This window comes from Pseudoalteromonas sp. McH1-42 (assembly GCF_022347845.1).
GTDB classification, from domain to species: Bacteria; Pseudomonadota; Gammaproteobacteria; order Enterobacterales; family Alteromonadaceae; genus Pseudoalteromonas; species Pseudoalteromonas rubra_D.
On sequence record NZ_JAKRFU010000009.1, the window covers coordinates 105,914 to 118,465 of the forward strand.

11 protein-coding genes are annotated in these 12,552 nt (G+C 48.9%); 5 read left to right on the forward strand and 6 right to left on the reverse strand.

Features of this window, described 5'->3' with window-relative positions; genetic code table 11:
* Positions 1-149: 149 nt before the first annotated feature.
* The 3 genes from MHN31_RS09465 to mrcB all read left to right on the forward strand — a co-directional run bounded on the left by MHN31_RS09465 (position 150) and on the right by mrcB (position 4,178).
* Positions 150-488, forward strand: coding sequence for a P-II family nitrogen regulator (locus MHN31_RS09465; protein ID WP_010382970.1), 339 nt, complete (start codon positions 150-152; stop codon positions 486-488).
* An 11-nt stretch (positions 489-499) separates the two neighbouring features.
* Positions 500-1,729, forward strand: a complete 1,230-nt coding sequence (locus MHN31_RS09470) for an ammonium transporter (protein WP_049863929.1) — start codon at positions 500-502, stop codon at positions 1,727-1,729.
* A gap of 106 nt (positions 1,730-1,835) precedes the next feature.
* Positions 1,836-4,178 carry a penicillin-binding protein 1B gene (gene mrcB, locus MHN31_RS09475; protein WP_138536255.1) on the forward strand — a complete coding sequence of 781 codons (2,343 nt, stop codon included), beginning with the start codon at positions 1,836-1,838 and terminating at the stop codon, positions 4,176-4,178.
* Positions 4,179-4,201: 23 nt separating this feature from the next.
* Here mrcB and MHN31_RS09480 read toward each other — a convergent pair whose 3' ends face one another.
* From MHN31_RS09480 to MHN31_RS09500, 5 genes are all read right to left on the reverse strand, one after another.
* Positions 4,202-6,040 (reverse strand): methyl-accepting chemotaxis protein, encoded by a 1,839-nt coding sequence (locus MHN31_RS09480; RefSeq protein WP_125558018.1) that lies wholly within the window; start codon positions 6,038-6,040, stop codon positions 4,202-4,204.
* A 139-nt stretch (positions 6,041-6,179) separates the two neighbouring features.
* Positions 6,180-7,466, reverse strand: coding sequence for a glutamate-1-semialdehyde 2,1-aminomutase (gene hemL, locus MHN31_RS09485; protein ID WP_239444155.1), 1,287 nt, complete (start codon positions 7,464-7,466; stop codon positions 6,180-6,182).
* Between the two features lie 76 nt (positions 7,467-7,542).
* Positions 7,543-8,559 carry an aspartate carbamoyltransferase gene (locus MHN31_RS09490; RefSeq protein WP_138536259.1) on the reverse strand — a complete coding sequence of 339 codons (1,017 nt, stop codon included), beginning with the start codon at positions 8,557-8,559 and terminating at the stop codon, positions 7,543-7,545.
* Positions 8,560-8,730: 171 nt separating this feature from the next.
* Positions 8,731-9,165 carry a CopD family protein gene (locus MHN31_RS09495; protein WP_010382958.1) on the reverse strand — a complete coding sequence of 145 codons (435 nt, stop codon included), beginning with the start codon at positions 9,163-9,165 and terminating at the stop codon, positions 8,731-8,733.
* A gap of 28 nt (positions 9,166-9,193) precedes the next feature.
* Positions 9,194-10,876 carry a chloride channel protein gene (locus MHN31_RS09500; RefSeq protein ID WP_125558014.1) on the reverse strand — a complete coding sequence of 561 codons (1,683 nt, stop codon included), beginning with the start codon at positions 10,874-10,876 and terminating at the stop codon, positions 9,194-9,196.
* Positions 10,877-11,215: 339 nt separating this feature from the next.
* Here MHN31_RS09500 and erpA point away from each other — a divergent pair, with 339 nt between their 5' ends.
* A complete protein-coding gene (erpA, locus tag MHN31_RS09505; RefSeq protein WP_010382953.1) occupies positions 11,216-11,554 on the forward strand; it encodes an iron-sulfur cluster insertion protein ErpA in 339 nt (112 codons plus the stop codon).
* Between the two features lie 159 nt (positions 11,555-11,713).
* On the opposite strand, the gene MHN31_RS09510 is transcribed toward erpA, so the two are convergent.
* A complete protein-coding gene (locus MHN31_RS09510) occupies positions 11,714-11,890 on the reverse strand; it encodes a hypothetical protein (protein WP_010382951.1) in 177 nt (58 codons plus the stop codon).
* 339 nt (positions 11,891-12,229) lie between these two features.
* Between MHN31_RS09510 and MHN31_RS09515 the strand changes: the two genes are divergently transcribed.
* Positions 12,230-12,475: a helix-turn-helix transcriptional regulator gene (locus MHN31_RS09515; protein WP_010382949.1), complete on the forward strand. Its 246-nt coding sequence runs from the start codon at positions 12,230-12,232 to the stop codon at positions 12,473-12,475.
* Positions 12,476-12,552 lie beyond the last annotated feature (77 nt).

Below are 12,552 nucleotides of genomic sequence, written 5' to 3' on the forward strand. Positions count from 1 at the left end.
CAATAAACAGGCGCACCAGCACGGTGCGTTTGGTATTCATTCTATATCTCTGAATCAACCTAACGCATTGTAAAATAATTACTTTTATTATTGGCACAAAGGTTGGATTACCTCCCCCGACAGGATCATCTGCCCTGGGGGGGCAAATAATGAAAATGATAAGCGCAATAATTAAACCGTTTAAGCTGGATGAAGTCCGCGAAGCCCTGGCTGAGCTGGGTATCGAGGGCATGACTGTGGTCGATGTGAAGGGTTTTGGTCGTCAGAGGGGTCATACCGAGCTATATCGTGGAGCTGAATATCAGGTCGACTTTATTCCCAAAATAAAGCTTGAAATAGCGACCCGCAGTGAAAATACCCAGCGTGTCGTGGAGGCAATTACTGAGATTGCCAGTACTGGCAAAATTGGCGACGGCAAAATATTTGTCTATGACCTTGAGCAAATTGTCCGGATCCGTACCGGTGAACTCGACGAAGAAGCGATTTAAGGGGTGAACTAATGGAAAATACGGTAATTGAATTACAATTCTCTCTGAACACCTTTTACTTTCTGGTGTCTGGTATTCTGGTGATGTGGATGGCCGCTGGCTTCGCGATGCTTGAAGCGGGGCTGGTACGCTCAAAGAACACCACCGAAATTCTCACTAAAAATGTCGCCCTGTATGCCATCGCCTGTACGATGTTTCTATTGGTTGGATATAACATCATGTACGTGGATAACGTTGAAGGTGGGGTAGTGCCTAACTTTGGTGCGCTTATTGGCAGTGCTGCCGACGATGCTGACCATGCACTGGAATCAGATTTCTTTTTTCAGGTTGTGTTTGTGGCAACCGCCATGTCTATTGTCTCCGGAGCGGTTGCAGAGCGAATGAAGCTCTGGGCATTCTTGTTGTTTACTGTGGTCCTGACTGGGTTGATTTATCCTATTGAAGGCTATTGGACCTGGGGCGCTGGATTCTTGTCTGAGTTGGGCTTCGTCGACTTTGCAGGCTCTGCGATAGTGCATGGTGCAGGTGCCGCTGCCGCCCTGGCTGGCGTTTTGTTACTCGGTGCACGTAAGGGCAAGTATGGAAGAAACGGTGAAATCTATCCTATCCCTGGTTCAAACCTGCCTCTGGCGACACTGGGAACCTTTATTTTATGGATGGGATGGTTTGGATTTAACGGTGGATCTCAGCTATTTCTTGCAGACAAAAGCAATGCCATCGCTGTCAGTCAGATCATGGTAAATACCAATGCCGCGGCAGCAGCGGGTGCGATTGCAGCACTGGTGGTGTGTAAGCTGATGTGGAAAAAAGCGGACCTGACCATGATCCTGAACGGTGCACTGGCTGGTCTGGTGACCATTACCGCAGAGCCTGCGTCACCCACGCCAATGCTGGCTTGTATTCTGGGGATGCTGGGTGGTTCTTTGGTGGTATTCAGCATAGTCGCACTGGATAAACTGCGTATTGATGATCCGGTTGGTGCTATTTCCGTGCATGGTGTGTGTGGGGCGTTGGGCATTATGATGGTGCCTTTCTCGAACAGTGATGCCAGCTTTATGACTCAGGCCATCGGGCTGGTGACCATACTGGGTTTTGTGTTTATTGCGTCTTACATCGTCTGGGGGATCATCAAAACCTTGATGGGGATCCGGGTAGGTGAAGAAGAAGAACTCAGTGGTATGGACCAGCACGATTGCGGCATAGATGCGTATCCTGAATTTGTGACCATTCGCAATAAGTAAGCAAGAATTCACCAAAAAGCGCGGCTTATCGCGCTTTTTGGTTTAAGCGGCAGTTAATCTGAGATAATCTAGCATCTATTCACTCTCAGTAAGCATTCCACGGTCAATGGCAGACAACAAAAAAGCAGCAGGCAAACCTCGCAAGTCCACCCGTAAATCACCGGCCAAATCAGGCAAGAAAAAGACCGCTAACTCCACTTCCTCATTTAAGCAACGCTTACGGGCATTACGTAACCGGACACTGAGCACGCTGTGGTCGTTGTGCTGGAAGCTAAGTCTGGCCATGGTATTTGCGGTTGCAGGGTATGTGGTTTATCTCGATGCCAAAGTCAGCCGACAGTTTGAGGGGAACAAGTGGCAGTTACCTGTGCAGGTGTATGCCCGCGCTATGGCGTTTTATCCGGATCAATATCTGGCTGAGCAGGAAGTGATCTGGGAACTGGAGCGGCTCAATTACTCTCGGGTAAACCGCATTAAACATACGGGCCAGTTTGTAGTGCAGGGTCGTACGATTACCGTGTATCGCCGCTCCTTTGAGTTTTATGACGGGGTTGAGCAGGCGCGTATCTTTACCCTCAATTTTGCTGGCAAAAAGCTGGCCAGCATTGTGAATGATCAGGGGCGGCGAGTTGAGAGTGCCAGGCTTGAGCCGGTACAAATTGCTCGAATAGGCAATGAAAGTCGTCAGGATCGGGAATTTGTGCCACTGGACAAAATACCGGATATTCTTAAAAACACCTTGCTGGTGGTTGAAGATCGGGCTTTTTATGAACATCACGGGGTGTCTGTGTGGTCCATTATGCGTGCTTTGTACCACAATATTCGTGCGGGACGCACAGTGCAGGGGGGGAGCACCCTGACCCAGCAGCTGGCAAAGAACTTTTATTTAACCCGGGAACGCTCTTTGCTGCGCAAGATCAATGAAGCTTTTATCGCCCTCATTCTTGATTTCCGTTACAGCAAAGATGAAATTCTTGAGGCTTATCTCAACGAAGTCTACCTCGGCCAGGCTTACAACCAGGGCGTCCATGGCATGGGTCTGGCAGCGGAGTTCTACTTTGCTAAACCCGTTGATGAGCTGGAGTTTGATCAGATAGCCATGCTGGTTGCTATGGTGAAAGGCCCGTCTTATTACAACCCGCGTCGATATCCGGAGCGAACCATGGAGCGACGCGACCTGGTGCTCAGGTTGATGGCGGAAAATGGTCTTATCACCACCAATGAGTACCGTCAGGCGTTAGAGCGACCTGTTGCCATTCAGCCTCTGAAAGAAAGTCTGATGCAAACTTACCCGGGTTATCTGGAGTTGGTGAATCGTGAACTTCAGCAATTGTTGCCAGATGAAAATGTCGTGAATGCGGGGATTAGGATATTTACGTATTTTGACTTGCAGAAGCAATCCGCCATGGAAGAGGCGGTCAGTGAAGGTTTGCCTTACCTGGAACGACGCTTTTCGACCGCTCAGTTGGAAGTGGGGATGATTTCTGTGAACACCGAAAAAAGCGGCGTATCGGCTCTGGTGGCGGGGCGTCAGCTTCGTTATTCCGGGTTTAATCGGGTGCTGGACACACGTCGTAATGTGGGCTCTCTGGTAAAGCCTGCGATATACTTGTCAGCACTTGAGCAGCCAGGCTATAACCTGGGCACTTTGCTGGAGGATGCCCCATTACAGGTGACCAATGCGGCGGGGAAAACCTGGCAACCGGAAAACTTTGACCATCGATTCCGGGGATCGGTACCTTTGTATCGTGCGTTCAGTGAGAGCATCAATATTCCAGCGGTTAACCTGGGTCTGGATGTTGGTGTCGACTCTGTTGCTCAAACCATAGGACAGCTAGGTGTCGACAGTGATATTCCTTTGTATCCCTCTATGTTGTTAGGGGCTGTGGAGTTATCGAGTTTTGATGTGGCTCAGATGTACACCACATTGGCTGCCAATGGCCAATATGCGCCACTGACGAGCATTTCGGCTATTACCAATACCACAGGTAAGCGTTTGTATCAGCATCGTGTTGCTAAGCAACCTCGGTTTTCTCCGGAAGCCATGTACATGACGCGTTATGGGCTGAAGCGAGTCACCAAGAGCGGCACCGCTAAGCGACTAACTCAGCATTTTCCCTCTATTCAGTTGGCGGGAAAAACGGGCACAAGTAATGAATTGAGAGACAGCTGGTTTGCCGGGTTTGATCATAATACAGTGACGGTCACCTGGATTGGCCGGGACGACAATAAGCCTGCAAAATTGACAGGCGGGCGCGGCGCGCTGGAGCTCTATATCCGTTATTTAAAACCTTTGAATCCACAGGCGATTGCAGATCAGCGACCCGCGGGCGTCCGCTGGGCATTTGTGAACGAACAAACGGGTGAGCAGGCTGCGCCGCATTGTGGGCCAACGATTCAGCTGCCTATTCGCATTGAGGAGTTTAACCCCCGGCCGGGATGTGGCTGAGCCACAGGCCGGCGCGCAGTCAGTTAAGTTCTGAATTTAGCGATGAGTTGCTTTAAGGTTGCTGCCATATCGCTGAGTTGTTGAGCATCGCCCCGAGTGGCTTCTGCTGAGCTTAGGGTGTGATCGGCCAGGTGACTTATTTCACTCGACTCCACCAGCGCCTGTTGCGTGGCAACTGCCTGACGTTTTACTTGATCGCTGATCACATGACCTTGTTGGTCGATGTCAGCCATACTTTGCTCAGCGGCGCTGAGTACCTGGTTAGTCTCAGTGGCTGCGCTGACGCCTTGCTCCATCTTTTCAACACTACTGAGCATTTTCTTCTGGGTGTCGTTAGAAGCTTGTTGTAGTGAGTGGATAATAGAGTGGATCTCTTCGGTCTGTTGCTGCGTTCTTTGCGCGAGCGTACGCACTTCATCCGCAACAACCGCGAAACCCCGACCCTGTTCACCGGCCCGGGCAGCCTCAATAGCCGCATTGAGCGCCAGCAAATTGGTTTGTTCAGCAATTTCACTGATCCCCAGACTGACTTTACTGATGTCCTGGCTGTCTTGCGCAAGCTTATCCAGTGCAATGCGGCTCTCTTCGAACTCACGTTGTAACACTGTCATATGCTCTGCCAGTCGGGTGGTATTTTCACTCCCTTGTTTGACTTGTTGTGCTGCGGTGGCAGCCAGTTCTGTGGCATGGTGTGCGGAGGTTTCAACAGCATCGGCGGCATTGGCCATTTCACTGAGTGCCTGATGCACGGTCTGGATTTTAGCTTGCTGCTGTGCCACATCTTCTCGGGTGTCCTGGCTTATCTGGCGCAGTTTGTCTGTGGCGCCATATAAATCGGTTGAAGTGGTTCTTACATTGCCCAATAAATGGACAAAGGCATCCAGCACAGCGTTATACTGGCGCAAGATGTCGCTGAGCTCATCTTTGCCACGCGGTTGGGCGCGTGCTGTTAAATCACCACCTGATGCCTGTTGTGCTGAGGTTGAAAATTCCGCTATGGTGTCGACAACTGCAAAATAGAAACCCAACATCAGATACAAAGCGAGCAGCAAGCTGAGTATGGATGCCAGAGCGACCAGATTTCGGATCCGCCGTTCATTGGTGAGCTTTTCATCGAGCAAGGTTTTCAGAGTGGGTGTGGCTGCATTAATCAGGCCAGTCAGCTGGGTAAGTACATCGCGATGCACGCTGCTGAAGGCCCCACTGGTCAGTTCGATGTCGTCGGGCTCAAGCAGTTTATCGTTGATGGTGCGGTGATAGTTATCCAGTGCGCGGTTTAATGCTGTAATTTTATCCTGAAGTCGCTTGGTAACTTGTTTGTTGTTGGCCGTTGCAACTTCCAGCTTGTTGTTCAGTTGCATTTTTACCAGCGGAAGTACTTTATTCAGATTTGACAACGCGATGAAGGTATCGGGGGTGAAACGGCCGCTGCTGATGATCTTATTTGCCTGCTCAGCGATGCCATTCACCTGAGTGATCACATTAGGCAGTGATTCCACTAAAGAGCGGTTGAGATAAGAGCGGCTTAAATCATTGTCTATCGCGAGCTTCGAAGCAATGGACAAATGCTCCAGCTCGTCACCTGGCTTAACGCCTTTAGCAAATGGACTGCGTGCCAAAACCTGAGCATTGCGCTGGGCTTGTTGGTTTAACAGGTTTTCTAAAATGGGTGGATAAAATTGTAAGCCTGCGCGCTGTTGCTGACTCACCTGAATTGACTGAGTCAGGGTTGAGTTAAGAAAAAATAAGCTCAGGCTGAGGGGGACTAAAAGAATACCAAATACCAGGCTGATTTTGGTTTTATATTTTAGCTGTGCCATAAAGGCAATCGCGGGGCTAGCGGCTGATCTGAGTCCTGTCATAATTTTATCTTTGTTTATAAGTCATTAGTAAGAGACCGGGTATAAACAAAGAATAGTTCAAAGCCCTGAAAGTTTTTACTGCCAAAAACAAAAAAAGCCCCGCAGGGCTTTTTCATATCACTGAACTGAGCGAGTTTGTTTAAGCTACCAGCTTAGCAAATGCGCGCTCAGCCGCTTTGATTGTTTCAGCAATGTCTGCATCACTGTGCATGGTGCTGACAAATCCGGCTTCGAATGCGGATGGTGCCAGATACACGCCTTCTTCCAGCATCAGGTGGAAAAAGCGTTTGAAGCGTTCCAGGTCGCACTCTGTTGCTTGCTGATAGGTATCAACACGCTCGGCATCGGTGAAGAAGAAACCGAACATGCCACCGGCATAGTTGGTAGTCAGGGCAATGCCAGCGGCATCTGCAGCACGCTGGAATCCATCACACAGTTGCTTACTCTTACTTTCAAGTGCATCGTGCAGACCAGGCTCTGACAATAGCTCAAGTGCCTTGAGGCCAGCCGCCATGGCGATAGGGTTACCAGACAGGGTGCCTGCCTGATAAACCGGGCCTACCGGTGCAATGTAGTCCATAATGGCACGTTTACCACCAAAGGCACCCACAGGCATACCGCCACCAATAACCTTACCCAGGCAGGTTAGGTCTGGCTCGATATTGTAATAGGCCTGAGCGCCACCCAATGCCACTCGGAAGCCTGTCATGACTTCATCGAAAATAAGCACAGACTGATGTGTATCACAGATCTCGCGCAGACCTTCCAGGAAGCCGTCAACTGGTGGGATACAGTTCATGTTACCAGCTACGGGCTCAACGATAATACAGGCAATCTGGTCCGGGTATTGGGCAAAAATGGCTTTCACTTCGTCCAGGTTATTGAATGACACGGTGAGTGTGTGTTTCGCAAAATCTGCCGGGATGCCCGGTGAGTTTGGTACACCCATAGTCAGCGCACCAGAGCCTGCTTTAACCAGCAATGAATCGGCATGACCATGGTAGCAGCCTTCAAACTTCAGGATTTTATCTCTGCCTGTGTAGCCACGTGCCAGGCGGATCGCACTCATGGTGGCTTCGGTCCCTGAGCTGACCATACGCACTTTGTCGATAGAAGGAACCAATGCTTTGACTTTTTCAGCCATCAGAATTTCGCTTTCAGTCGGCGCACCATAGCTCAGACCATTTTCTACCGCATCCAGCACAGCCTGCTTAATTTGAGGATGGTTATGGCCGAGGATCATCGGACCCCAGGAGCCAACATAATCGATATAGCGTTTACCATCGGCATCAAACGTGTGTGGGCCTTCTGCTTTGTTAATGAACAGCGGCGTGCCACCGACGCCGTTAAACGCGCGGACCGGTGAGTTGACGCCACCCGGGATAGATTCCTGGGCACGAGAGAAGAGGTCTTGACTGATTGTCATAATGTGTCCTTTGTTATGTACATAAGGTATCGGTAATGAAACTCGATACCTCAGGTCATGAAACGAATTTAGTAGATTAGGCTTCGCGTTTGCGACTGAACCAGGGCACGTCTACTTCGTATTGCTCAACCTTGTCGGCAACGCCCAGTGTCAGTGCAAACAACGCCATACGGATCAACACGCCGTTTTGAACCTGACGGAAGATGGCCAGGTTGTCATTATTATTTAAGTCGTTATCCAGTTCATTGGCATCGCCACGGCTATCACGGGGCAGCGGGTGCATCAATACGGACTCTGGCTTACAGTGTGCATCGTAAATGGCCTGGCTGATACGAAAACCACCGCGATATTTATTGGCTTCTTCCTGTGACGGGAAGCGTTCTTCCTGAATGCGGGTTTGATAGACGATGTCTGCTGCCAGGTTGCCTTCCATTTTTGAGACCAGTTCAATGTGGTGACCTGCGTTGCTGACGGCATCCAGAATATAGTCCGGCATTTGCAAACCGTCCGGGGCGACCATAGAAAAGCGCACATTTTTATAGTGGCATAGCAGCTTAGACAGTGAGTGAACGGTACGGCCATATTTCAGGTCGCCAACCAGGGCGATGTGCATCCCGTCAATGCCGCGTTCGAAACGACCTAGTTCTCGCTCAATGGTTAACAGATCCAGCAAAGCCTGGGTTGGGTGTTCATTTGGACCATCTCCGCCGTTGATCACCGGGACGTCTGAGCCTGTGGCAAATTCCGCAACGGAGCCAGCATCCGGATGGCGCATTGCGACGGCATCGGCATAAGCGGAGATCACGCGGGCGGTGTCATACAGGGATTCCCCTTTTGCTAAAGCGGAACTTTGCATACCTGTGGTCTCACGGACCGTACCACCCAGCAGATTAAAAGCGGTTCCGAAACTGACACGCGTTCGGGTACTGGGTTCAAAAAACAGATTGGCTAAGACAGCACCTTCGAGCACATTGGTGCGTTTGTACTTTTTAGCGTAGGGTTCCATTTTCTTAGCAACATTGAAAATCAGCTCAATGGCTTCTCTGTCGAGTTCGTTGACGGAGAGGATGTTTTCACCTTGGAAACTTAACATGCGGCGATTCCTAATCACAGATTGACAACAGGAGGCGGGGAGCACTCCTAACCGAGCTCGCAAAACAGGGCGCATCAGGCACGCTGCGTTGAGTAACTGGAGCGACATAATAGCACAATTCTGTTTTTTAGGCGTGGAAAATGACGGCTAAGTCGCCGTCACAGACTGATATCAGAAAACTGGTTTCAAGATGGCGAGCAGGATGATGATCAGCAGTAATATCACCGGAAACTCGTTAAAGATGCGATAGAATCGGTCACTGCGTTGATTGCGGTCATGTTTAAAATCTGCCAGCAGCTTGAAGCAATAAGCGTGATACAAATAGAGCATAATGACCGGTATTAATTTGTAGTGCAGCCACAAGTTGGCACGAAACCACTCTCGACCATAACTGGTGATGAGTAATACGCCAAATACTGCGGTGAGTATCGCAAAAGGTGTGACAAAATAGAGCAGGCGTCGCTCCATGATTTTAAGCATCGCGGAGCAGGGCTTTTCGTCAGTCATCGCATGATAAACAAACAGTCTTGGCAGATAGAATATCCCGGCAAACCAGGCAACCATAAAAAAGATGTGTAGCGCTTTGTACACAAGTATCGTCGTCATAAAACCTCTGGGTTGTCTAAAATCACAATTACAGCAAGCTGTTTCTCATAGTAAGAATATGGCGGATCTGATCCCACCGGAGCAGGCCCATAATTTGTTCGTTATTTTTTTGATTATACACATAGACGGCGCCAGAGCGCTTGTCTTTGAGGATATCAAATGCGTCAGCCAGCGTAGCTTGTGTGCTCAGCCCTTGCAGTTCGATATAAGTGATGGTCATGCTCTGCTCTGAAATCAGGCTGAGATCATATTCTGCCAGTCGATAACCATGCTCCTCGTCGTACACTATTAGTGGCGTCTGACTGTCGATGGCCGACAAGGTTTCTTTTATTTGGTCTTTGTCATCCGAATAGAGGAGTTTAAAGCCCTCGTCCATTTCCTCCATAATCCCGACCTTTTGCAGTGCTTCTTTGGCTGGAGAAACCTGATAGGGGAGCTCCTGGAAATCCAGTTGTTGTAAGAAAATTGAACGATTCCCAAAGACTTGTAATGCAGTGACATAAGCGCAGGAAATTACAATCATGGCGGGCACGACAATCTGAGGGCTGGAGGTCAGCTCCATGACTGCGGTGAGGGCCGCCAGGGGAGCATGCAGTGTTGCTGCCAGCAACCCGGCCATGCCCAGAACGCCGTAGGTCCCAGCGACACTGACGTCAGGAGAAATATACTGAGCAAAATACGCCATCAAGGTACCAATTAAGACTCCCAGTCCGATGACCGGGCCAATGATCCCGCCGGGGATCCCCAGGCCAATGGCAAAGATGGTTGCCAGTAGCTTGGCTATCAAAATGGTGGTCAGTAGTTGTAACTCGCCGGGTGTTTCAACAGCTATTTTGATGGCGCTCATTCCCGAGCCCATGGCTTCCGGCACCAGGTAGCCTATCAGTCCGGCCAACAACCCGGCCAGCATCAGGCGAGGAAACATGCTAATGGGCTTAAAGGTTTTAATGATCATCATCAGGTTCTGATTAAATGCAAAAGCAATGGCACCCAGCACAAAACCACACAGAATCAAAAATGGATAATGCCAGAATGACAATGCCGAGACGCTGATGAGTGATAACTCCAGATCGTGACCAAACACGTATTGCGTTGCCAAGGCACCGGTCACTGCTGCGAGCATAATTGGCACGAAGATGTGAATTTTGTATTCCCGCAGTACCACTTCCATAACAAAGATGACGGCGGCCAGAGGGGTATTAAACGAAGCTGCAATGCCCGCTGCAACACCGCATCCGGCCAATGTCCGGGCGGCGTTCATTGGCAAATGCAGGCGCTCGGCCAGAATACTGGCACCCGTCGCACCCATGTGTACGGACGGACCTTCGCGTCCGACTGAAAAGCCACTGATGAGTGCCACAGCACCCCCGAAAAATTGATTGACGGAGTTCCAGATGGGCATTTGTCCATAATGCTGTTTGATACGATAGATCACAAACGGGATGCCGAGGCGATAGTGTTTAAACCCGGTCAGGCTGGCAAACAGGGCGATCAGTAACGCGGCACCAACCGGCAGCAGCACGCGCTGATGTTCAGGCAAGGTGGTGAAGTCATCGGGACTGTCTAAAAAAGTGCTTTGCACCAGCATGATGGTGAGACGAAACAAGATGATCAATATTGCTGCAATTAAGCCGGCACCAATTCCCAGTAAGCAAAGCTGGATGGAAGTTTTGGGTTTCGCTAAGCGACGGCGTACATTATCGAACGACATACAATATTGGCCTGTTGAGAATCTGATTTGTTGCGAGTGCAGTTGTCCTGCCTAGCTGCCTGTACTAGCTCAATCCTGAGGTTTTTCATAATGCCCGAACACTCGCCAAAGTCAGCGCTGTGGTGCTTGATTTCCGGGAAGACAGCAGAAGTAGCATAGTACACTTGGTGGATAAGTGTATCAAATAATCTAAGTCCTTGTAATTAAGTAAATCAAACGACTAGTTAACGCAGGATAGAGAAGGTGGATCTCGTTGCCGGATGAGTGCCAGTCTATACTTGATTAAAATAGTCAGGTATTAGATAATTCCGCTATTAAATGTACAGGGGTCGAATACACATGTCTGATCAGATACCAATTAAATTTTCCGACGCGGCAGCAAGTCGTGTGAAAGAACTTATCTCAGAAGAAGAAAACCCTAACCTTAAGCTGCGAGTGTATGTGACCGGCGGTGGGTGTTCTGGGTTTCAGTACGGATTTACCTTTGACGAAAAAACCAATCCGGGTGACCTGGAAATTGAGAAAAACGGGGTGTCCATGGTCGTTGATCCAATGAGCATTCAGTATCTGGTTGATGGTGAGGTTGATTACACTGAGGGTCTGGAAGGAGCACGCTTTTTTGTCAGTAATCCTAACGCAACCACTACGTGCGGTTGTGGTGCGAGCTTCAGCGTATAAAGTCATCCTGATGTATCACTTCTATTCTCAAAGGCCATGCACAAGCATGGCCTTTTTGTATCTAAAATTAGACCAAAAGCGACCATCTTTTTTCTGCACAGTTTGATAAAGTACCCGTGTGAGAGCAAAATGCTGGTGTTTAAGCCTGCACGGCGCTGGCTATCCTGGGTTGGTAAGGTGGATCATCAGAACAAAAAATCCCAGTACCAGAGTGGAAAAAGCGAGAATATAGATGAATCCGCGTTTGCCTTGTTTGAGTGGCACGCCATTTACACGTAAAAAGTAATACCAACCCAAACAGAGCAAAATGGGTAGCAAAAATATGAGCCGGATCATCAAAAATTCTCCCAAAATTTGTTACTTTATGACAGATTAGCGCTAAACCACTATTTTTTAAAGAAAAAATAAATTATTTCGTATACTGGTACAAGATATAAAATTTTTGTTAAAGTGTCACAGTAATCTTACCTCTCTATTTTAGGTAAGAAAGTTGCAAATTTAATTAGGTGTTAGAGAAAAGATCGTCTATACCTAATTTGGTACATAGGAACAGGGCAGGCAAATTGGGTGTTTTATGCCCAGATTATGTGTCCTGTTATAAAACAAGCTGCCGGTCGAGACGGGCAAATTTCGTACGGCAGCATTAATTAATCATCGAGTAGGAGATGTTTTATTATGATGGGGAAAACGGTTTCTTCTGAGGAAAACAGTAAGTTGACTAAGTGGCTTAAATCAAAGCGTCACGAGAAAGGTCATACAATGCGCAGTCTGGCCCAGGTGTTAGGTACACCACATTCTTTCATTGGCAAAATTGAGAATCAGGAACGTCGTTTAGATGTGATTGAATTTCTGCGTTACTGTGAAGCGCTGGAAGTCGACCCATATGAAGGTCTGGCTCTGATCAAAGAAGAGCAGATGTAACCCGCTGGCATTGCCGGTATAAGTGAAGGTGCAAGGAACAGCACCTCTATCTTTTAGCATGGACCAGATATACCACG